The sequence below is a fragment of the Telluria sp. ZT3P25 genome (assembly GCF_059685895.1).
Genome location: NZ_JCASIJ010000005.1, coordinates 1 through 22,350 on the forward strand (window position 1 = coordinate 1; position 22,350 = coordinate 22,350).

A 22,350-nucleotide genomic window follows, 5' to 3' on the forward strand; every position below is an offset into this window, starting at 1 on the left:
TTTCGAGGTTTAACGCTAGCTCGGGCTATGTATGGGTCGGTACCGGCCTGTCGAGACGGTCAGTGACTTTTCAACCTGGCCACCTGCTATCCTGGCCTGAACGACCGGGTTCGGCCAGAAGCGGCCATTCAAATGGACCGCAAAGCGTTCCCTCAAATTTTAGAGACATAGATACTTCATTGATATACAAAGGAAAGTTGATGCGCTTGTTACTCGTTGCACTGGGCTGTTGCGTTACGGTCGCAGCAGCTACCGAACCTAACGCCTACGATTTGAAAAAACTGGAAAAAATTGATGGTCCATCGTTCCGCCCTGCGGACAAACAATATCCAGCGGAGCTAGCCGCAGCTGGCGTGCAAGGCGAAGTGTTAGTAGTTGTACCGTTGACAGAGGACGGCAGATCGGACGGCGCTTTGTTAGGCACAACTTCTCGGTCGGAGCAATTGGATAAGATTGCGCTGGACGTCGTCAGAGCCGCTAGGTTCCAAGTCAAGGAAGCGCAGGCGAAAGGTTGGAAGGCTGTTGTGGTTCCCGTAGAATTCTATAAAGATTCCGTGACCACGTTGAAGCTGAAAACATGCGCAGACTTTAACGCCGATTTTGCCTATCAACTGACTACATTCCCCGAGCGAAAGCCTGAAGAAATGCGGATATTTAAAATGCTGACAGGCGTTCTATACTTTGGGATGGGCGGCAAACCTGCCCAAGCCGCCGAGGTGGCAAAACGCTCTGCCGCCGCAAGAGAGCCGACGATTGATGGTTGTAAGGCTAAGCCTGAAAACTTGCTCTTGCAAACTTGGCAAACTTCAGTCAAAGCCGCTTTCTGATTCAGATCGAGGCGAATACCAGAGAGCTTGGCACGTTAATGTCTGCAATGGGTCGGTGCCGGCCCGTTAGGGCCACCTCTAGATTTTCAACCTGACAACCCGCTATGCTGGCTCGACCGGCTGGATTCGGCCAGAAGCGGACCTTTAGCTCATCGAACACTTTCACTTTTACGATATGCCTAAGAACACTATTTACCTCTATGTCGACGGGTGTGATCTCAGGGACTCAGAAGCAGAGCTAGTGGCCGCGTTCGCTGGGCTGGCTAGGGCATGGAAGAATCCGTCTTTGTTGGTCATTAACGACAAACAGACTTCAGACAGTACCGCTCATCCTGAAGACCTACCCGAGTGGTTCCTAGGGCTGAACGTCAATGCAGATACGGTAACGGAAGACGACCTCGAGTCAATGCTACGCTTCGGCAAAGACCTCGCAGGGCGCACAGGTCATGACTTCGTGTTTGGCTTAGCTGATCAGCAACAGTACATTTCTGACGACTTATGCTTCATTAGTGCAGACGCAGGCGATGCAGAGCGGCTGATGATGTTGACTGCACTTGCAAAGCACTGACGCATTCCCTTCGTCGCGACAGTCCGCTTCGGGTCGGTTCCTGCCTTCGTGACAGTCCGCGACTTTTCCGCTTTGGCGGCCTGATATGCTCAGCTAAACGGCCGGGTCCGGCCAAGAGCGGACGTCGAAGGCCTGTGCTGAAGCTGAATCGAATTTTGTTGTTGACCCTCCCCTTGGGGACGGCTTTAAGATAACTGCAAGATAAAGCAGAACTCTCCGAACCCTATGGTCAAAAAATTGAATTCCTCTGAAGCTGCAAGTAGGTTGGGCGTATCAACGAAGGCATTAAGGCTCTACGAGCAGAAGGGCTTAGTCAACCCTGGACGTACCGCCGCAGGGTATCGGGTCTATAGTCCTGAGGATATGGTCTGTGCTACCAAAGTAGTGGTGTTAAGAAACCTTGGGCTCAGTCTTACGCAGGTTGTACAGGTTTTCGATGGAAACCCACAAAGCCTCCAGTCCGCGCTACTCTCGCACGATGCATTTCTTAACGAAGAGATGAGTCGATTAATTCAACGTATGGAAAAGGTTCGTAGCCTCCAGTCCGATCTTGCGCTAGGGCGCATACCAAGCGAGGATGAACTCAGCAATTTACTTAACCATGAACCCAAGGTAAGTCTAGCCTTCTCACTCCCATGGCCTTGGGGAGGTGAACAATTTGAAATAAGAAACGTTCGACCTTTAAACTACATTGTTGGCTCAGTGGGGAGTGGTAAAACAGTGTTTGCTCATTGCATCGCGGACGCATTGCCTGGCGGTGTTTTTGTTGAGCCGCAGCAGTGGAAAGGCTCACATGCGCTCAACGAAATGCATGAAACGCGCTCCGACTTGCAGGAACGAGTGAGTCAAGCCGTAACATGGCTAGTGGGAGAAGGAGCTACGCAGACGGCGACCCTGACAAATTTGCTTCAAATACTGGAAAGTAGTCTCCCGTCCATCCTGGTTGTCGATTTAATCGAAGACGATCTTGATGAAGCAACCCAAGGAGCATTAATCCGATATTTGCGCAGACGAGCTCAACCGTACAGACGCCCTCTCTTTGTAATAACGCGGTCCTCTGCCATTTTGGACTTGGACGCAGTTGGATATGACGAGGCGATCTATTCATGTCTTTCAAATCATAGTCCGCCGACACGCGTACTTCCTTATCGGGGAAGTGCAGGATACGAATACACCGCCTCATGTTTGGCTAACCCAGATGTACGTGCACGTACGCAAGGTATGATTGCGAGCATTTGTACTTCTTAACAGTATCTTTTTAGGAGTATGCCTCGTGTCGAAGCTTCTCAGGCCCATCAATGCGCTGTATTTGCGAAGTACGACGTCCGGTTTGGGTCGTTTTCGGCCGTTCGCGGCCAGTGTTCAATTTTCAACGCGGCAACCTGCGATGTTGCCTCGACCGGCCGGAGGTCAGAAGCGGGTTGAATCGCCGCGTGTCACACCAACGCGCTAAGATTGGCATATGGAAAATCGAATTGATCGACTCACCGCAGTTCACGTAGATTTAGCCGTAAACGTATCCGTTGCATTCGGCTTAGCCGCTGCGGTGGATGCTTCACATGAGTTGGGCATCCCCCCACAGGTTGTGCAGCGAGTCTTGATCGACGGCGGGCCACGGCGCAGTCTAACTTCTGCTACGCCAGACTCTTCTCCGCATAGCGAGCCGCTTATTTAGCGCACCCACGCAGCAACCATTGGCTCAGGCTGCCATTAGTCGCCATTGCCGGTGCACGGTTGCTCTCCTAGCGAACTGCAGCCCGTAGCTTGATTTAACTGTTAGTAAAAGCGCAGCTGTACAAATGTTAAACTGGCAAATGCCAATCAGACAGCTGTAGCGCTTATGCAAAAAAATCACTCGCAGCATCGAATTCTGGTGGTTGATGACAACCGAGATGCAGCAGAACTCCTTCAGATGGTTCTCCAGTTTCAGGACTATGATGTCCGCATTGCATTTGACGGCTTCTCCGGCTTAGCTCTTGCTGCCGAGTTCCATCCACATGTGACGTGCTCAGACCTCAATATGCCAGGTCTAACCGGGTTTGATCTCGCGTCCGAGCTCAGAAAAAGCAATCACAGCGGTACTGCGCATTTGATTGCGATGACAGGCTTAGACACCAATGAAAATTACCTAAAGGCAATTAATGCTGGATTTGATAGGTGTTTTTCTAAGCCCTTTAGTATTGAAGAGTTCACTGACTACTTGGAATCGGTTTTTTCGGAAATTGACAGGCTGTAAGGCTGTCCGTCATTCAATCTGACTGTGCCTGAACTGTCGTCTCTGAATGCGCAGTGCACTCCGCATACTGGCACATGGGCGCGCTACCAATGCCTGCCATGCATCGGTGCATAGGTGTTCGACTGCAGAGCACAACGCAATGAACGCGCTACCAAGCTGGACCCGATTCCCATGCGGCAATGTTGACGTAGCCTGGGGCCGGAGTCCGCTAACGGCCAAAAGCGGTCGTTAGCCTCACAATAGGTGCATTCTTGCTAAGCGAGGATCTGGTAACTTAAGGCCTCATCCAATCTCAACAGATTAGCTATGCCAAACCGAATCTTAGCTGCACTATTTCTTTGTCTCCTCACTACCTTTTGTGGCGTAGTCGACGCGGAAGAAATTTCATCATATAAATGTCGATATGACCGTGCTCGCCTACTTGCCTTAGACGAAAACGAATTTGATCAGGATATTTCGGGCGGATGGCGATCACTGGCGTCCACACCTGGTTGCCTCTCGATTGCAGCGGACCTGCTTCGCGATTACCGGAACGCTCATCATAAAGAATCTGGCCTGTTGTTCTGGCATGAGGCGCAGGTTAGGGCTGATGCTGGGCAGTATCCCGAAGCAATCGCTTTGATGGAACATGCTTACAAGCCTACCGAAGACGATAAGGCTGGTTGGAATCCGTATGTCGATGCAACGATTGCCTTCCTCCGCAGGGACAGGGCTGCACTAAAGCGGGCGCGGGAAAGGCTCAGTGCAGTCCCACCGCCAGTAGGAGTGGGCGTGCCACCTGTCATCGACGGCTACATGGAGGCAGACTTCGACGATGGTTCAAAAAAGAGAATTCGTTGGCCCATAAATATCGATGTCGTCGAAGGACTCGAGAATTGCTTCGACAAGACCTATGCCGAAGCCTACAAGGACGTATGTCGGCCAAGGAAGGAATGAGGTCACCCGGGCGCTGTTCGTCCGCTTTGGGTCGAAACCGGTCGTCGGAGTGGCTCAACTGGCGCGCCCTAGCGTACGATTTTTCTCGAATCTGTGAGCACAGGATATAGAGGCACCCGATTGAAATTACCTTTTCTTACCATCTACCTCAACAACAACGTGTGGGACTTTCTGTTCGCTCGCCGGATCGACTTGTCGGTTGCGCTCCCGCAGGACCGCTTTTGCCTGGCGATCACGCGGGAAGCGGAGTTTGAGATCACCGCAATCCCAGACGACAAGGTGGAGCTGAAAGCTTTTATCGCGGACACGTTTGCTCGTTGCGGCATACGCACCGATAGCTTCTTCGGGTTTTTCGACGAATCGTTGCCGGCAGACCAGCAGCGCTGTGCGGGCTTTGATATCGGGCGTTTCGCGAGCGAGGACGAACTCGAATATATGCGGCGTCAGTGCACACCGCTGGGAGAGCATGGCCCGATGCGCAAGACTGGACTACACAAGAACGAGGCAGATCACGCCTTAGCTTTGCGCTCAATTCACTCCGTGGTGTTGACCCTCGATGCCAAAGGGCCGATTAATACCGCGTGTCGGGAAGGAGGAAAGGTCGTTTTCCTGACTGGGTTCGACGATAGCGATTGTACGCTGGCACAATACGTAGTCCGATCGGCACTGCAACAAGAGCCAACGTTTCCACTACCGTTGTCGGGGGCGAACCCGGTCTGACAACGACTGGCTGATTTCGGCCAGAAGCAGACTTTGAAAATTTCTAGATCGTGCGATGAACTTCATAAAGCGGGTAATTGCCTTCCTCGTGCTAGCACTGCTTCTCGGAGGCTTAGTCGCTTTTTTCCTCTGGGTACGGACTCCGCTTGCGATCGACCGTTGTTTGGACCAGGGCGGAAGATGGGATTACGCAAATGACGCCTGTGAAGGTGGCCGAAAGGGCAGCTAAAGCAATGTTGAAGGTCTGCTTCGGGTCGATTCCGGTCCTCCGTGACACTATGTGATTTTCTTAGCTTAGCGCCCTGATATGCTGACTCGAACGGTTGGGTTAAACCTATGACAGACATCCAATGCCATTGGTATTCTTGCCTCGGTTGATGTCGCTTCCCATTTCACGACGCAGGAGAATGAATAATGGCAAGCTTTCCGCACAAGACTTTGCTGGGTCTTGTTCTAACCCTGCAGCTGCCGGTCGCCATTTCACAGGAAGTTGTAATAGCCAGCGGCAAGATCACCGGCCTGGCTATGCCTGACGGAAGTACTATTTTTTATGGCATCCCCTACGCTGCTGCACCTGACGGTGAGCGCCGCTGGAAGCCGCCTTTGTCGCGCGCTCCTTGGCCTGCAGTGCTGGACGCAAGCAAGCACGCACCTGCCTGCGTGCAGGCAGACGTAGGGTGGAACCGGTCTCTTATCAAGGACGCAAGCGAGGACTGTCTCACTGTAGCGATTCGCACGCCGACACTTGCTATCAATGCACGACTGCCGGTACTGGTGTACGTCCACGGCGGCTCTAATGCGGCAGGCGCCGCCGGTACCCTAGAGCGGGACGCACTTCACCGGGAAGGCATCGTCGTGGTGAAGGTCCAATATCGACTTGGCGCATTCGGTTTTCTCGGGCTCGGTGCACTGCGGGAGGAAGACCCGCACGGTTCTTCTGCTAATTATGGCTTGCTGGACCAGATCGCTGCACTTAAATGGGTGCAGCGCAATATCGCCGCTTTTGGCGGCGATGCAGCGCGCGTCACCATTAGCGGTAGCTCAGCTGGCGCAACCGACGCCCTGTTCCTTACTTATTCACCACTGGCTAAAGGGCTGTTCCAGCGCGCCATCATACAGTCTGCTGCGCCGGGTGCACCGCGCACGGAGGCTCAAAGCGATACTATGGGCGACGAGCTACTGAGGCGGCTTGAGCTGCCCTCGGGCGCGGAAGGCTTGGCCGCTTTGCGCGCTCTACCGGCGGAGAAAATCAACACGGCTGCGCAAAACCTGCCGGTCTCCCCTGGTGTCGATCCAAGCTTTACGTGGGAGCAGCTCAATCTTGATCGCTACGTACTACCGAAAAGCTATGCTACCGCCCATATTAGTAACGCCGGGCGGCCCATTGCGCTCATCATTGGAAGTAACACACAGGAGCTGGGCGCTGAACGCAAGTCAGAGACCAGTGAAGAGTTAGTGATGGCCGCGTTCGGCGCGAATGTGACCGCCGCGCGGAAGCTGTACGGTCTTCGAGATGGCAAACCCCCGGCCACCGATCCATTACTGGGCGCCGTGCCGACGCAAGTCATGACTGATATATGGTTTCGCTGCCCGGCGCGTTGGCTCGCACATCGCATGCGTGACGCAGGTACTAAAGTATGGCGTTATGAATTCGGCTTTGGCGCTCCCGGAACGGGCAAGCCGCCCGAACACACCACCGAGATGGACTACGTATATTACACCCTGCCATCTATGAAAGCGCAGGATGAGTGGCCTCCGGTACAACGCTACTGGGCCAACTTCATCCGCAATGGCGACCCTAATAGCGACGGACTACCATTTTGGCCTACGGTGGGGAGTCGGGACAGAATGCTGGCAATTGAGCCTGGTGGCTTAGCTGCAATGGATGGTGCCCGCTCCGAAGTATGTAACTTAGTGTTTAAAGGAAGCGACCATCCTACATCTGCGGCTATGCCACTTTGACTCGGATTGTGGAACGGGCAACCTGCTAAGCTGGGTCGACCGGCTGGAATCGGCAAAAAAGCGGACGTACACCACATCTGGTTTATCCGAGTGAAGGAGAAAAACGTATAAAGTGAATAAAAAAAATCAAATCACATTTATATTCACAAGGCTCACTATTGATTATCCAAACTAAAAATTTTATAGGACGTTTTGTGTCTGGTTTCGACTACAGGAGCAGGCTCAGTAACTACAGATATCGAAGCGTGCTTAGTCGGAACTTTGTTTTGAAATTGATAGCTATTTAAAAATACCGAGCGAAAATTAACTTCCCATGAATTTTAGGATAATTACTTTAGGGATATGTGGTTTAATATTTTTGGGAGGCTGCCGCTTCAGCTCATCGAAAGAGGAAATATTCCAGACTCGGCTAGAGCAGACTCCTATAGGTAAGGCTGTGCCGGTATCAGCAATTATAAACACGCCTTTCGATCAGATATGTATCCTCTACCCATATGTGGATAAGCTAAATGAGAGCGATCCAAAGAGCGGGAAAATCGATGAATTTCTATTTAGACAAAAATATGTGGCTGATGAAGGTCATTGGGCCTTTGTGTGGGCTGATAAAGAAAAAATCGCAATGATCGAAGTCGATCGAGATCAAGAGAGAGATGTCTTATATGAAGTAGAAATCACAGAAGATATGAAGAAAAAATGGCCAGAAACTGCTCGATTGGCATTGTGCGCCAAGCATGACCAAGCATATTTGTTAAAAACAAAGGCTAACAACCGCACCTATTACAGTCTAGTAGAAATAATCGAATAAAAATGGCTGAACTGAGTGCATCATTTAGTCGAAACATCAAGATCGACTTGCAAGCGAGAATATTAAGTTATTAAGGCAATATGCTAGTTTCAAGGGCAAAAAGATAGATTCTGGCGTAGGAGACATGAAGTTACGAACTGTCCGCTTTGGGTCGATTGTTGTCCTAGCAGAACCGCCGATATTGGCCAATACGGTCATGTTAAAGGGGAGACATCAAATGAACATTGCGACACTGTATGTCCATGGAGGTGATGCAAATCTTGATCGCCTAACCGAACTACTAGGTTCTACCGGCACTTCAAGATGGAAAGTCGGCGACCGTCTACATGGCGGGAAATTGCATCAATGTTCTGGTATCGCGTTTGACTTGCCTGACAGCGATACACCTCGTAGTCTTGTTGATGAAGTTCGACGCTGTTTGTCCTGCTCGCATGCGAAAGACATATCCCTCGCCGGTCTCAACCTCGCCGGTGAGCTTTCAGTCGGTATCACCATTGGAGACAGCATGCAATTTACGGCGCATGTCGAGTTCTCTGCCGTTGACATGCTGACACTGGGTAGCATTGGAATTGCATTGAGCATTGCTGCTTATCCAACCTCGGATGAGGCGAACGAGTTCGATACATGAGGTTTTTCGACCGCAGTAAAGTCTGCTTTGGGTCGGTTGCTGCCCTTCGTTACAGTTCGCGATTTTTCTGACTTGGCGACCTGCTATGCTGAGCCGAACAGCCGCCGTCGTCCAGCAGCAGCCATCCCAATCACAACCAAAAACACATTTTATGAAAAATCTCGCAGTGGCCGCTTCGCTAGTTTTTTGGTCAGTTCATGCTCTTGCATGCCCCTTGTCTAAGGCACTATCAGAGCGTTACGGAATTTCATTTTCAGGTTTCAAGACGACGATTCCAGCAGCTAAAGCGCCTGACACTACCGATACTGCATTATTCGTTCGAGTTGTAGTTCAAGACGAAAGTAAGGTTTCAGATGGCTTCCGTCATACGATCGTGATGAACACCAAGACAAAAAAAGCTTGGGTCCTTCGTACTGGTGGTTTCGCAAGCGTATATGAGTGGTTTGGACCAGTGGACGCTCCTAACGCCTCTGTCCGGGATTGCATCGCGGAGAAAATGCCAGTGGAAGTGCTCGCTTTACACAAGCAATAGTTATCCCGTTGAGCATGGTGAATTTCCGGATCGGGTCGGCAGGTATTGGTCGAAACAGTCAGCGATTTTTTCTAGCACGGCAACTTGCTAAGCTTGCGCGAACGGCCGAGTTCGGCCAAAAGCAGTCATAGCGAATGACGTGTAATGCCTTGCACCGAGTAGGTCCATACGAGACTGGTCCAGCCGACTTTCCTACCTCTAGGTAAGTGCTTTACTTATTTTCTTCTCCCATGACTCACAAAATCGAAGTCCCAAGCAAGGCTAGCGTGCCGAGCTTGGCAGTGCAGTCCCTGCCTTGGGAAAAAAATTTTTGTCAGCTCGATTTTAAAACCTATTGCTTGTTGGCTGCAACAGTTGCTCTCTTTGGATCGCTAATCTTAGCTGGCTTCTTTCTGTTATGGAATAACGCGTTTAGCGTTCTTCCATTCATGGCAATGGTTCCCGAACAACCAACAATCGCAACCATCTTCGGCAATCTAGTGTTTGCTCCGATTGTGGAAACCGCTTTAATGATCGCATTACTCGAATTACTAGTTCGGGTTAGATTATCTAAGCTGGCAAGCGTTGGTCTCTCAGCATTGCTCTGGGGATTCTTGCACGGCACTTTATCGCCGATGCGGTTCGCAGGGTCGATCTGGAGCTTTTTCGTGTTCGGCTATAGTTACTTCTTGTGGTCCCGCCGAGACCGTAAAATTGGATTTTGGGCTGCAAGCTTGCCCCACACAATCGTCAATACGATACCCACGCTTGTCGTGTTCCTTGAATATTATGTTTTTCAGAATAAGCTCTAAACATCCCTGACATGCGGACTTTGCTCAGCGTGCGGCCTTGATCACTGACGTCGCCCTTCAGGCCACCACGCGGCGTTTAGGTGGTGGGCCTGATGAAGCGATGATCCGCTCGACGCTTGGCGCGAGCCCAGCTATGCTGGCTATAACGCTTCACTTTCTGCAGGTCGAAATAGGGAAGACAACGTCTGCTTTGGGTCGCTATTAGCCTGCCGTGACAGTCAGTGCCTTTTCCAGCCAAGCAGCTTGTTAAGCTGACGCGAATGGCCGAGTTGGGCCAAAATCAAGCGTAGAAAAAGAGCGGCGGAATCGGACCTATGATCTCTAACACCTCAGTAAGGATGGCGTAGATGAGCAGACGTAAGCGTTTGACGTTTTGGGGTGCCGACGAGGATGACGACAGCTTAGCGCGCGCTGTGATTGCTGGCCTCAAGACAGTGACCGCCGATACTGTCGAGGACTATTACAAGCCCTATGGAGAATACGGCGACGGCAGTTACGCGACTGGGGACGTAATTGAAGTTTACGATCTGAGACAACGCCTGCGCTGCCTAATCCGTGCGAACAATGTATTTACGATCCGCTTTGGCGACATCCCAGAGGAAGTATGGCTAGGTGAGGGGTTTGCAAGTACACGTGAGTTCCAGGATGTTCACACCCGCTGTCTCCCTCAATACGAACTACATGACGACTTCCTATTCGTCACCCTGCATTTTGAACTTGTCGAGGTGGTAAGTCCTGAGTTGTAAGGCTTAATTCGTTGAGCTTGCAGGAAGGATCCGTCTCGGGTCCGTTCCGGCCAGTCGTGACCGTCCGTGAAATTCGCAGCTGGACAACCTGCTAAGCTGGCTTGACAGGCCGGATTTGGCCACAAGCGGACGTCTAGTCGCACACATCAACACGTTGAAACGGAGTCCCAATGAACGAACGTCCGATACCGGAAGCAGCCTTGCAAGACCCAAATTCCGTAGAAATGCTTCGGGTATGGGTAGCTGAAGGTCAACTGCATTGTTCGTTGAAAATCGGGATGTACCGTGATGGGATGGGCATTGATGAGGAGGTTGCATGGGGAACCATCCTCGCAGATGCAGCGCGACACATCGCTAAAGCTCTGCAAGATGGCGGGAACCTGAACGAAACCGAGAGCCTAGCTAAACTCGTTTCGAAGTTCAACGACGAGGTGTCCGTGCCCTCATCTGAACTGAAGGGCGGATTTGTTTGACTTGCTTCGTCCGCTTTGGGTCGACAGCTGCCGGTCGAAACAGTCAGTGACTCTTCAGGCCGGTAACCCTGCTAAGCTGACGCGAACGGCCGAGGTTGGCAAAAACGGCTCGACGTTGTGTACCAAACTAATTGAACAAGGGATGACACATGCCTAGAGGGGCGCACCTGACAAACGTCGCCAGTGGTTTGTGTGGCTCATTCGCTAGCCGGAACAACGATCTGGATGGTTACTGGGCAATCGGCAAGCTACGTTCGCTGGCCGAACGGAATGGCCGGACCACGGTATTACTCGACTTGTTGGCATCATCCATTCAACCGTCGTCGTCTGAGTTTGCGCCTGTATTGGCTTACTATCGCGGCCTCCTTGCAAAGTTGACAGACCTTTCGCATGTTCGACTTGAGGAGATCGGGTCAGCACACATCACACTCGACTTCGCCGTTCCACCTTGGCCTATGATCATCTACTACAAGCCGCAATGGGGTGATCAGTTCACCGTGACCGTGACCATTAACGCGGAAGGTAGAGCTGTGGGTATCGTGCATCACGCTGGCTACTGCCGGTCGCACGATCCCACCCGGGAGAGCCGGGCAATTCGCCCAGCAGGTTGTTAGTGCGAAGACCGCTTTGGGGCGATACCGGCCTGTCGCGGTCGGTTCTGCGTTTTTGACCTAGTAGCCTGTTATGCTAGAACAAACGGCTAGGTTCGGACAAAAACGGACCTTGATATTCTTCTTACTACTATCTGTAGTTAGCAGGGGTTTGTAGTGTCAGAACTCTTCCCACTCAGCGTCCTTATGAGCCTTTGTGATATTGGTGGTAGGTTTTCTACTAATATTCTCGGCACCCTGTGAGACCTTGGACTTATTGGCCGCAAAGCGCACTAACGACTTTTCCTCTGTTTTTTTTGTCGTAATCGGTTTGGTGATTATGCGTGCTGGCGCAGCCGTGGCTGAAGCTGACTCATCTAGTTTGAATATACTCACGGCCTGTGCGAGTTTGCTCGCCTGATGCTGCAGGGCAGACGTTGCGGCGGCGGCTTCTTCTACTAATGCCGCGTTCTGCTGAGTGACCGAGTCCATTGATGTGATCGCTTCGTTGATTTGCTCGATGCCCGTTTCCTGCTCTCGGCCGGCTGTCGTAATTTCTCCGACAATAGAAGTTAGCTTTCGCACGCTCTCCACAACTTCGCCCATCGTCTCGCCGGCTGTACTGACTAGCTTGTTTCCGGCTTGGACTCTATCCACCGAGGCACCGATTAGGACTTTGATCTCCTTTGCGGCACTGGCTGAGCGTTGCGCTAGGTTTCGCACCTCTGATGCCACCACTGCGAAGCCACGGCCCTGTTCCCCGGCTCGCGCTGCTTCTACCGCTGCATTTAGCGCCAAAATATTTGTCTGGAATGCAATTCCGTCGATCACCGCGATGATGTCCACGATCTTGCTAGCAGACGTGTTGATCGATTCCATCGTAGAGACCACTTGGGACACTACGTCACCGCCGCGTGCAGCAACGGCTGCAGCGGATTGTGCCAGTTGGTTGGCTTGACGGGCATTTTCACTGTTCTGTCTGACGGTCGACGTCAATTCCTCCATCGAGGATGCGGTTTCTTCCAGCGCACTGGCCTGCTGTTCAGTACGTGACGAAAGATCCATATTGCCGGTCGCGACTTGAGTTGTAGCGGATGCGATTTCCTCAGTGCCGTTGCGCACTTCGCCAACAATCTTCTTGAGGCTGTCATTCATCTCGGCTAGCGAAGCCAGCAGCATACCCACTTCGTCCTTGGTCGTGACCACAATGCGACTGGTCAAGTCGCCCGCTGCCACTGTGCGTGCGACTTGCACCGCACGATTGACGGGAATAGTAATCGAGCGCGTGATAACCACGGCGATGATGATGGCGGTCAGCGTGGCGATGCTTGATAACACGACCGTCGAAATGAAAGCGGCGCTCGTATTGGCGCGCACCTCCTCGCCTGATTCCTGCATCAACCGCCCCTGTAGTGCAACCATCGCTTTCAGAGAGTCGAAGAACTTGGTTTGTGGCGGGCGCAGGTCTTTTAATATGTATTGGCCAGCGGCTTCGGCTTGGCCATCGCGCAACAGGCCGATGGCGGCATCCCGTGCGGCACCATAGCCGCTACGCGCCTCGATCATAGCGTTAAACACGCGCGTGCCTTCTTCTGAATTGATCATGCCCTTTAGTTGTTCCATCATCTTTGTGTTCTTCGCGACTGAAGCATCAACCTTGCCCAGCGACGATATGAGCTCTGCCGCATCATTGGCACCGATGATGGCGTTGCGAATGAACCGCGCCTGGACGTTGACCTCATCCTGTATCGACTGAGCCAGCATCACCTTGACGTAACGGTCGTCGAGCATTTTGCTGTTAGCGACATTGATGTTCTCAATCCGAATGACCGTAACCGCAGCTACTACCAACAATAGGACCAACACGATGCCAAAACCTACGGCTGGTCGAGTACCAATTTCAAAGTTTGAAATATTCATGGTTGTGCGCTGTAGGAAGTGTCCAGGGGACGCCCTGTCGGTCGGAAGATAAGATGTTAAGAACACCAGAGACGGGTAGACCCCATGCAACTGGACAGAGGATTCTATCTAATTGTAACCAGGCAATTTCCTTATGGAAATAAGTGCCAGAATAAAATAATTTTTTAGTTGTAATTGAGCACTAGAATTTTTATAGTGCACATTTCTACAAGATAGACAAATTTACATGACTTTTAGCAATAACTTAAAATCAACAAGTGATGGTCTAACATCGCTCAATAGTTTCATCTTAGTAACCTGCAAAACTGAGTTAAACGGCTGAATTCGACCAAAAGCGGGCATGGTTCCAACGATGCGTTTCCTTCAGAGTCCTATCAAGACATGTCGAATGAGCAGTGCAGATAGGACAAACATCGTGACGCCAATTAATGCGTCCAGTATTTTCCATGCCCGAGGTCGAGCAAACCAGGGGGCAAGCCAACGCGAGCCGTACCCTAGCAAAGAAAACCAAGCAATGCTTGCCACGCTGGCCCCCCCCACGAACCAGCCTTGTAGTGAAGATGGGTGCTGAGCCCCAATACTGCCTACTAGCAATACAGTGTCTAGGTAGACATGCGGATTGAGGAAGGTAAAAGCTGCCGCTTGGGCTAACGCGGCTGCTCGACTAACGCCATCTCTACTTTCGCTGGCAATCAGCGTGCTTGCATGTCGGGACCGTTGCAGGGCCTTCCATCCATACACCGCCAAGAATACCGCACCAGCAAGCGCAAGCACTCGGGCAAGCATTGGTCTCTCTCCCAGGGCATGGGCCATACCCAGTACCCCTGCGCTGATCAAAAGCGCATCGGCAAGGCTGCAAAATAGAACGATACTGAAAACATGCTCGCGCCGTAAACCTTGTCTAAGTACAAACGCATTCTGCGCACCGATCGCCATAATTAGACCGAGACTAAGTCCAAGGCCTTGAAGGAATACTGCAAGGAAAGAGGGAGTGGTAAATGTTGAGGTATCCATTCACACATCTTCCCAACGAAGTCATCTTAAGGCAAACTACCCTTTCTAATCTTGATTAAGTTTAGCTTACCAATGCTCGACTATTCGGCACTTTCAGCTTTGTCGGCAGTGCTTCGTGAAGGGAGCTTCGAAGGCGCGGCTCGTTCGCTGAGTGTCACGCCATCAGCTATATCTCAACGTATAAGGTTATTGGAAGAACGCGTCGGTTGCGCCTTAGTAATCCGCGACAAGCCATGTCGGGCCACTGAGGCCGGACAGCGACTCTGCCATCATGTTGATCTAGTATGTTTACTGGAGCGGGATTTACAGGGGGCAGTGCCTGCGATGTCGAGCCAGCTGGCCCAGCGGGCGATGCTACCCATTGCAGTCAACGCTGACAGTCTGGCGACTTGGCTCGGGGATGCGATTGCAAGCTTTGCGGCGGACAACGACGTGTTGATGGAAGTATTTGTAGACGACGAAGACCATACAGCACGCTGGCTACAAAATGGAACGGTTGTGGCTGCGGTAACGGCTTGCGCTCATCCTGCCGCCGGCTGTAATAGTCAGGCATTAGGGGCCATGCGCTACATCGCTGGAGCTAGTCCAGGTTTTGTGGAACGTTACTTCCGCGATGGGGTCAACGTTCAGACACTAGGCACAGCCCCTAGCCTCTGTTTCAATCGCAAAGACGATTTACAGGCACGGTGGGTGCAGGATGTGTGTCAGCGCCGCGTAGAGATACCACGACATACTTTCCCCTCCCCGCAGGGGTTTGTTAAGGCTGCATTAGCCGGCATGGGTTGGGGCATGCATCCACATTCATTGATTAAGCAGCATCTGGAAAACGGCTCACTTGTAGAGCTAGCGCCCGGAACGCCGCTGGACATCTCGCTGTATTGGCAATACGCACGGGTATCATCCGGCTTATTAAAGATACTGAGCCGTACCATAACAACTGCAGCTCATACTTCGCTACTACAACCGTAACTCTTGATGCTTTTCCAAAGCTTGGTCGGAAGCCGCTTTTCCGATGCTTAGCTCTGCCTGCACTGTTACCTCAGCCGCCATAGTAAGGAAGGCGCTACTCAGAGCTATCCAACATGTATGTAGGTTAGGTGTAGCTATTTACGAAAATTGACATAGCTACCAGCACAATAGATTCGGCATTACTTGAAGAAAGGGATTATGAACACATGGTCCTGATGACTAGTACGCAATGGAAAAGCGGCGACGAGAATGGCGATGCTGCTCCAGCTCATCGACCATGGCGATTGCAAAGTCAGCATAGCTGATTCTGCTTTTACCCTCACTATCAACCAGAAGTTGATCGCTGCCAAGACGGAATTTGCCAGTGCGACTACCCGCGAAAAAGTCGCTTGCCGGAGACAAGTAGGTCCAGTCGAGAGTTTTTTCTGCTCGCAGTGCTTCAAGAAGTGCCTTACCGGCGAGCGCGAAGCTTTTCCACTCCTTTGGGAATTCGGGTGAGTCTATCAGGAGTTTCCCCGGCTCAATTTCCAAGCTGCCCGCCCCCCCGGTTACCAAAAGACGGGGCACACCAGCTTCTGTCAATGCAGACAGTAAAGTTTCAGCAGTAACGTCTAGTGTCAAAGCGCTGATAACAGCATCGGTACCTCGGGTTAGTTTGGCAAGCTCGTGTACGTCGGAGGCGTCACCGTCGATCCGTTCTACACCATTGATTTCTTGGATTCTCGCTGAGTGGCGAGCAATAGCGCGTATTTGGTGTCCGCGGGACGCCAGTTCCTTAGTAATCTCTGAGCCGACGTGGCCGCTTGCGCCGAGAACCGTAACATGCATAGCAATCTCCCTTGAGGATTTTAAAAAAACATGTCAGCTAAATAGCTGACTGAAAACGACTCCGCACGAAGCACAAAATCTTTGCTTTTTTGACCAGCTTTCGCAGTGTCAAAGAGCGATCAGTGCACGTCGTTTATACTGATTTTCAATGTCGCTGAGAGCCAGTAGAGCCGACAGAGACCAGCTCCATTGGTGCTGACCAGGAACTGTTAATCGCCTTGAACGCAGCTGGTTCTGTAAAGGCCCCTAGTGTCGTCCGAAACCGACTATTCGGAAATGCGCTAGAATCCAATATTCATGTCTAATCGTCCAAAGGTTAATTTATGGACATCCTTTCCGATATTCTTCGTGTTTCGGGGTTGCGACGGCGCCTGCTTGATTTGCATCCACTCACGCAGTCCAGCGTATTGCGTTTTCCTTGCGAACGCAGCTTCGGACTGCATACTGTGACGCGTGGCACTGCCTTTTTGCATGCGTCTAACCTTAATCAACCACTGGAACTACAGACAGGGGATTCCGTGCTCATGGCCCGTGGCTGCGTGCACTTACTTTCGGTGGAGAGAACACCTCCTTCGCACAGTACCGATGTTGCGATCACACCATTTGTTCGCAATGAGCAATCTGCTATATCTGACAGTAGTAGTACGAAGGTCATCAGCGCTGCTTATCAACTGTGGCATGATCCTCTGCATCCTTTCCTGCGTAGCCTACCCTCCTGGTTTGTAGTACGGTCACATGCGCTGCCACCGCTTTCACCACTTGCACTGACCATCGGCCTACTCGACCGCGAGCTAGAGGACCAGGCTATGGGTTCTTCTTCAGTCGTGTACGGTCTGTGTGATGCGTTATTTGCTTTTACGCTGCGCGAAATTGCTGAGCGTGCAAGTCCAGCAGTGCCAGGCTTACCTCACGCTGTAGCCAATCAACAGATTCGCCAGGCTTTGATCCTGATGCATGGAAACCTTGAGCATGGCTGGACACTAGAAGAACTGAGCAAGCACGTTGGCCTCTCGCGGTCGACACTGGCCGAGCGCTTTCGAACTTCAATGGGCGATACGCCTTTGAATTACCTCTGCACGTTACGCATGCAAAAAGCCATACATCTATTGGCTGAAACGAAATTTACGTTGGAGCAAATCGCAGCAGCCGTCGGGTACCAAGACGCCTTCGGATTTTCCAGGGCCTTCAAGCGCATTACCGGACAGTCACCACGGCAATTCCGTGCTCAAGACCTGTTAGAGAAACAGATGCCTCAAAGACTTCAAGACGCCTGAACAGATATAGGCAAACAGGTAGTAGTAGCGACCTGTCATTACGTCCACCAGTCATTTAGCCAGGGGCCGCTTTGGGTCGGGTGTTGCCCTTCGTGACAGTCTGCGATTTTTCCGACTTGGCAACCTGCTATGCTGGACCGAACGGCCGAGATCGGCCAAAAGCAGACGCTCAGCACAATCTAACTGCTTAGTGTGAAATTGTGTGAACCTGCCCTTTGGATGGGAGGGTATGCTCTCTGCTTCATCAACTTTTCATTCGCTCAACATGACTGAGGTACGTTGGCACTGGGTCGCTTCCTTAGCCCTAATCGGTATCGTGGCCCTTTGCCTCATTTTCCGCTTCCGAGATAAGCATTGGTTGCGGCCAATAGCTGTCACAGCTGCGGGCGCAATTTTTTCACTTTTTTGGGAGAGCACAAGTGGGGACAGTAGCGCTCTTGTTCCAATCTTGCTTACTGGTTTGATCTTGACTATCACTAGTGCAGCCACCGGGCGCAAATAATCGCACTATCGCTGAGCTCGGCACGAGTCCTAATCCGGGATCTGAGCAGATTCACTTACGACTGTTAAGGTCTGCCTCGGGTCGGAACCTGCCCTTTGTGAAGGTGCACCTTGGCGACAGAGTACGCTGGACGCGAATGACACTAAACCACATCTGTAAGATTGGTCCAGCGCACATGTACTTTGTTGCGAATTCACTGACTGACAGTGAAGTGGCGGAACAGTCGCGCGACTAGTTGCCGAGGAGAGAGAGGTTTCTCAAGGAATTTGATTTTCTGTAGTTGCTGAACCCACACCCGTTCGTATGCCGCTGTCATAGATGTCATTACCAAGATTAAGAATAGGTCCTCTGGGTACATCTTACGAACCAGCGGACACAACGTACGGCTGCGAAAACAAATCGCCCACCGGTGGATCGATGAATGGTCGACCGAAACGCCACGCTTTTCCGTGATCTCCTCAACGTGCCGGTAAATCAGCGGTTAGGCTGCATACCAGCGGACGCAGACTAGGATTACATCGATCAGAAAAAGCAGCCCTTTGAAGTTGAGCATGTCGATTTATCCTAGATACGGCACCGCAGTTTAGTCGACCGGCCAGCTAGCGTTTCCTGATGCTACAGAACCAAAAGCAACCCGTCACGCACCATTCAAAAGGCGGCGTACATCGGCTGCATAATCTATCGCCGATTGGGTGTGTGATAGTTTGACACGCAGTCGCCCCTTCGGATCGTACACAAGTGTCGTTGACGTGTGATCAATTGTGTAAGATGATCCGGTAGGTACTTTCTTGTAAATTACCTTGAATTCTTTAGCAGTCTTTGCGAGCTGCATTTGATCGCCATACAGTGCAAGGAACGTCGGATCGAACGCTGCTGTATACGCACGTAAAATCTCCGGCGTATCACGTTCAGGGTCGACGCTAATGAATAAAACCTGAAGACTGTCGGCATCTGAGCCAAGTAACGTTTTGACTTGAGCAGCGCGCGCCAAAGCTGTAGGGCACACATCGGGACACTGGGTAAACCCGAAAAAAACCATTACAACCTTTCCACGAAAATCTGCCAGTGTGCGCTCATTCCCGTCTGGATCTCTCAATCGAAAATCGCGAGCAAAATTGGCATCGGAGAGGTCGCTACCACTAAAATTGGTGGTGCTTTTTTCGCTACAGCCAGTCAAGACTATCGTTGAAACTGCAGCACTAGCAAAGATAAAATATCGGCGAGAGAAATTTTTTTTCATTTTAGACTTTAATGGAGTTATGGTACTTCCACAGACTGAATAACGGCGAATACGCATGGCCGGCTATCAGATTTTGGTTTCCATGGCGAAGAAAATTGAACGCGGCTGCACTGGCATTACGACCGGAAAAGCAAAGTATTGGTAAGTGTCAAAGACCTTCCGATTTGCCAAGTTGCGCCCCGAGACCGAGAATTGGTAGCGGCCAATTTTGTAAGCTGTTTGGGCATCGATGAGTGCATGGCCCGGCACCGCAACACTGTTGGGCAGCGTCAGTTCACGTTCACTGAAAGCGGTGACGCCGGCACCAAATGACAAGCCCTCTGCCGCGCCATCGCGCACCCGGTAGCGCGCCGCCAAACGGCCGTTTTGACGCGGTACGCGTGCCAGGCGGTCACCAGCCGGAATCAGGTTGTCCCGGGTGACTTCGGCATCGGTATAAGCATACGTCGCCAACAGTGACAGGGCTGGCGTCGGTTCCCAGACCAGGTCGGCCTCGACACCGCGTGCGCGCTGCTCGCCGGCCTGAACCGAGAACAGTGGATTCTCAATGCTCGGCGTGGCGACGTTTTCGCGTGTTTGTCGGAACACGGCGATGGTACCGGACAGCCCTGTTTCGGTCAGTGCGAACTTGAACCCGGCCTCGATGTTGCGCGAGCGCTCCGGTTGCGGGGTCTGCAGGCTGATTAGGCCGAACGCGCCCCGGAAGGCGGTTGCGTAGCCAGCATACAATGCCACGCCCGGTGTTAGGTCAAAGGTTGCGCCCAGGCGCGGCGATACCTTGCGCCACGTCTCGTCGGTGCCCAGCTCGCGTTCACGGAAACGCAACTGTGTATAGCGCAGCGATCCGGTCAGATGCAAGCGGCCATAGGTTGCCTGGTCTTGCGCGTAGACCGCGATAGTCCGGTAGCTGTCGGTCTGCGCTAGATTAGGCTCGGTATATGAGCCGAAGGCCAGTTCGTACACTGGATGGGCCAGGTCGATCGAGCCGATGGTTGCGCCGCTGAATCCCATGTCCGAATAGAAGCCCGTATTGTCGACGTTAACACCGAATAGGAACTCGTGGTGCCCACCCAGCAGGTCGATGCTCTTGGTCAGGTTGGCGTCAACGGTACGCTCACGCATCTCGGTCTGCATATTGAGTGGCAAGATGGGATACACCGTGGGCTTGGCAGGATTTACCGGGTAGAAGTCGGGATAGATGAACGTTCCGAATTGCGGCAGCTCGCTCTGGTAGTAGCGCGCGCTGAGGTTCAGCCGCGTGCGCTCTGAGAGAGCGTGGCGCAGCACCATGGTCGCCATCTCGTTCCTGACCACCGTGTCACGCTGGCCTAGCGGCGCGCCCGGGAAAGCGTTTCTGTCGAGTTGGCCAGCCAAGGCCTGTGCGGCAGGCAGGCCCGAATACTCGAGTTGATTGCGGCGGCTGGACTGCAGTTGCACCAACAAGTCGGTCTGCGGACTTAGCTGAAACGATATGCTCGGCTGCACGAACCAGCGCTCGCCGTTCAGACGATCGATCCAGCTGTCGTTCTTTTGGTACTCGGCGGCGATGCGCGCCGCGATCGCAGGGGTGATTGCTACATTGACTTCGCCATACGGGTTCCAGGTCGCGTGGCTGCCCGCTCGCAGCCCGGCGTAACCTCCGGCGGTGCCGTCGGGACGTTCGGACTCCACATTAATCAAGCCGCCGAGCGGCGAGCCGACACCGCCACCGTACAGTGTTGATACAGGTCCCTTAAGTACGGTGATCTGCCGTACCCCAACCAGACTGGTCGGATCGTTGGCGGCTTGGGTCGAACCGTACATCGGCAGACTGTCCTGGTAGATCTCCGCCAGGAAGCCTCGTACCAACGGCCCGGCCAGCAGCCCCTCTTCCGGCTTGTTGCCCACTACACCGGACACGTTGACCAAAGCGTCGCCGAGGGTGCGGCGGTCCTGCTCCTGGATCAGGGTACGTGTCAGGACCTGCACCGACTGCGGCACCTCGATTAGGGCCGTATCGGTACGGGTAGCCGTGGAGGTGCTCACTGCAGTGTAGCGCTCGCGACGGGCAGTGATGTGTACGGCCTCCGTCGCCCAGGTTGGTGCTTCTACTTGGTTGACTGAAGGCGCAATGGCGACCACGGTCTGATCTGCCAAGGCATCCGCAAGGGGCGCCATCGTAGCCAGAGCGAAAGTGATGGCGGTGCTTAACAGGGATTTGTTCATCGTCGTTTTCGGGTTGTGGTTCATCTTGCTCGTAACAGGGAGGGGTGGCGAAGCAGATGCCACTAGCAGCGTTCAATGGCCAGGCTGCTGACTTGCGTGATTAAGGGCACGTACCGGCGCTTTCACGTCCAGCGTCTGGCGGCTGCCGTCCTGGTGTTCAAATACAAGGGTCAGTGGGACCACATCCCCTTCCTTTACCTGGCTCTTCAGGTTCATCAGCATGATGTGATACCCGCCCGGTTTGAGCTCGACGGTTTTTCCAGCAGGCAGTTGGACGGACTGAACCTGGCGCATTCGCATCACTTCGCCCTGAATGGACATCTCGTGCACCTCGACGGTAGGGGTGAGTGGGGAGCTAGCCGAAACCAACTTCACGGATATTGGTGAGCTCATTTGCATGAAGGCGCCGGTTGCTTTTTGCTGGGCCACGGTGGCGCGAGTCCAAGGGTCCTGGACGCTCACTTGGGCGTGCGCGGCAGCAGCCACGAAACCGGTGGCGATGATGAGAGAACTAATGAGTTTTTGCATGATGATTCCTTTTTTACTTGCATTGTTATGTCCGTGGCCGGCAAGCAGCAACATGC

At 52.5% G+C, this 22,350-nt stretch carries 21 protein-coding genes and 1 pseudogene; 15 read left to right on the top strand and 7 right to left on the bottom strand.

Features of this window, described 5'->3' with window-relative positions; all coding sequences use genetic code 11:
• Positions 1 to 200: 200 nt before the first annotated feature.
• The 13 genes from AC56LY_RS23955 (at position 201) to AC56LY_RS24015 (ending at position 11,224) form a co-directional block, all read left to right on the top strand.
• A complete protein-coding gene (locus tag AC56LY_RS23955; RefSeq protein WP_499583622.1) occupies positions 201 to 827 on the top strand; it encodes a TonB family protein in 627 nt (208 codons plus the stop codon).
• 241 nt (positions 828 to 1,068) lie between these two features.
• Positions 1,069 to 1,395 carry a hypothetical protein gene (locus AC56LY_RS23960; protein WP_499583623.1) on the top strand — a complete coding sequence of 109 codons (327 nt, stop codon included), beginning with the start codon at positions 1,069 to 1,071 and terminating at the stop codon, positions 1,393 to 1,395.
• 225 nt (positions 1,396 to 1,620) lie between these two features.
• The gene (locus AC56LY_RS23965) at positions 1,621 to 2,643 is read left to right on the top strand and encodes a MerR family transcriptional regulator (RefSeq protein WP_499583624.1); all 1,023 of its coding nucleotides are present in this window, start codon (positions 1,621 to 1,623) and stop codon (positions 2,641 to 2,643) included.
• Positions 2,644 to 3,235: 592 nt separating this feature from the next.
• Complete coding sequence (locus AC56LY_RS23970) at positions 3,236 to 3,631, top strand: response regulator (RefSeq protein ID WP_499583625.1); 396 nt, start codon at positions 3,236 to 3,238, stop codon at positions 3,629 to 3,631.
• Between the two features lie 306 nt (positions 3,632 to 3,937).
• A complete protein-coding gene (locus AC56LY_RS23975; protein ID WP_499583626.1) occupies positions 3,938 to 4,567 on the top strand; it encodes a hypothetical protein in 630 nt (209 codons plus the stop codon).
• A 120-nt stretch (positions 4,568 to 4,687) separates the two neighbouring features.
• The gene (locus tag AC56LY_RS23980; protein WP_499583627.1) at positions 4,688 to 5,287 is read left to right on the top strand and encodes a hypothetical protein; all 600 of its coding nucleotides are present in this window, start codon (positions 4,688 to 4,690) and stop codon (positions 5,285 to 5,287) included.
• A gap of 414 nt (positions 5,288 to 5,701) precedes the next feature.
• Positions 5,702 to 7,249 (top strand): carboxylesterase/lipase family protein, encoded by a 1,548-nt coding sequence (locus AC56LY_RS23985; protein ID WP_499583628.1) that lies wholly within the window; start codon positions 5,702 to 5,704, stop codon positions 7,247 to 7,249.
• A 313-nt stretch (positions 7,250 to 7,562) separates the two neighbouring features.
• Complete coding sequence (locus AC56LY_RS23990) at positions 7,563 to 8,054, top strand: hypothetical protein (RefSeq protein ID WP_499583629.1); 492 nt, start codon at positions 7,563 to 7,565, stop codon at positions 8,052 to 8,054.
• A gap of 217 nt (positions 8,055 to 8,271) precedes the next feature.
• A complete protein-coding gene (locus AC56LY_RS23995) occupies positions 8,272 to 8,682 on the top strand; it encodes a hypothetical protein (RefSeq protein ID WP_499583630.1) in 411 nt (136 codons plus the stop codon).
• A 151-nt stretch (positions 8,683 to 8,833) separates the two neighbouring features.
• Positions 8,834 to 9,214, top strand: coding sequence for a hypothetical protein (locus tag AC56LY_RS24000; RefSeq protein ID WP_499583631.1), 381 nt, complete (start codon positions 8,834 to 8,836; stop codon positions 9,212 to 9,214).
• A gap of 230 nt (positions 9,215 to 9,444) precedes the next feature.
• Positions 9,445 to 10,005: a CPBP family glutamic-type intramembrane protease gene (locus AC56LY_RS24005; protein ID WP_499583632.1), complete on the top strand. Its 561-nt coding sequence runs from the start codon at positions 9,445 to 9,447 to the stop codon at positions 10,003 to 10,005.
• A 347-nt stretch (positions 10,006 to 10,352) separates the two neighbouring features.
• Entirely contained in the window at positions 10,353 to 10,751 is a 399-nt protein-coding gene (locus AC56LY_RS24010; protein ID WP_499583633.1) for an ASCH domain-containing protein, read from the top strand.
• A gap of 170 nt (positions 10,752 to 10,921) precedes the next feature.
• Positions 10,922 to 11,224, top strand: a complete 303-nt coding sequence (locus AC56LY_RS24015) for a DUF5076 domain-containing protein (RefSeq protein WP_499583634.1) — start codon at positions 10,922 to 10,924, stop codon at positions 11,222 to 11,224.
• Positions 11,225 to 11,994: 770 nt separating this feature from the next.
• Here AC56LY_RS24015 and AC56LY_RS24020 read toward each other — a convergent pair.
• Both AC56LY_RS24020 and AC56LY_RS24025 read right to left on the bottom strand, forming a co-directional pair.
• A complete protein-coding gene (locus AC56LY_RS24020; RefSeq protein ID WP_499583635.1) occupies positions 11,995 to 13,734 on the bottom strand; it encodes a methyl-accepting chemotaxis protein in 1,740 nt (579 codons plus the stop codon).
• Between the two features lie 363 nt (positions 13,735 to 14,097).
• Positions 14,098 to 14,748, bottom strand: coding sequence for a LysE/ArgO family amino acid transporter (locus AC56LY_RS24025; RefSeq protein ID WP_499583636.1), 651 nt, complete (start codon positions 14,746 to 14,748; stop codon positions 14,098 to 14,100).
• Positions 14,749 to 14,820: 72 nt separating this feature from the next.
• On the opposite strand from AC56LY_RS24025, the gene AC56LY_RS24030 reads away from it, so the two are divergent.
• The gene (locus tag AC56LY_RS24030; protein WP_499583637.1) at positions 14,821 to 15,717 is read left to right on the top strand and encodes a LysR family transcriptional regulator ArgP; all 897 of its coding nucleotides are present in this window, start codon (positions 14,821 to 14,823) and stop codon (positions 15,715 to 15,717) included.
• A 219-nt stretch (positions 15,718 to 15,936) separates the two neighbouring features.
• Here AC56LY_RS24030 and AC56LY_RS24035 read toward each other — a convergent pair whose 3' ends face one another.
• Entirely contained in the window at positions 15,937 to 16,545 is a 609-nt protein-coding gene (locus AC56LY_RS24035; protein ID WP_499583638.1) for an NAD(P)-dependent oxidoreductase, read from the bottom strand.
• 323 nt (positions 16,546 to 16,868) lie between these two features.
• Here AC56LY_RS24035 and AC56LY_RS24040 point away from each other — a divergent pair, with 323 nt between their 5' ends.
• Complete coding sequence (locus tag AC56LY_RS24040; RefSeq protein ID WP_499583639.1) at positions 16,869 to 17,819, top strand: AraC family transcriptional regulator; 951 nt, start codon at positions 16,869 to 16,871, stop codon at positions 17,817 to 17,819.
• An 899-nt stretch (positions 17,820 to 18,718) separates the two neighbouring features.
• Here AC56LY_RS24040 and AC56LY_RS24045 read toward each other — a convergent pair.
• From AC56LY_RS24045 to AC56LY_RS24060, 4 genes and pseudogenes are all read right to left on the bottom strand, one after another.
• Positions 18,719 to 18,874, bottom strand: a pseudogene (locus AC56LY_RS24045) (IS6 family transposase); the annotation flags it as partial.
• An 84-nt stretch (positions 18,875 to 18,958) separates the two neighbouring features.
• On the bottom strand, positions 18,959 to 19,561 hold the full coding sequence (locus tag AC56LY_RS24050) for an SCO family protein (protein ID WP_499583640.1): 603 nt from the start codon (positions 19,559 to 19,561) through the stop codon (positions 18,959 to 18,961).
• Between the two features lie 66 nt (positions 19,562 to 19,627).
• Positions 19,628 to 21,790 (bottom strand): TonB-dependent siderophore receptor, encoded by a 2,163-nt coding sequence (locus tag AC56LY_RS24055; protein WP_499583641.1) that lies wholly within the window; start codon positions 21,788 to 21,790, stop codon positions 19,628 to 19,630.
• 48 nt (positions 21,791 to 21,838) lie between these two features.
• Positions 21,839 to 22,294 carry a copper chaperone PCu(A)C gene (locus AC56LY_RS24060; protein WP_499583649.1) on the bottom strand — a complete coding sequence of 152 codons (456 nt, stop codon included), beginning with the start codon at positions 22,292 to 22,294 and terminating at the stop codon, positions 21,839 to 21,841.
• Between the last annotated feature and the right edge of the window lie 56 nt (positions 22,295 to 22,350).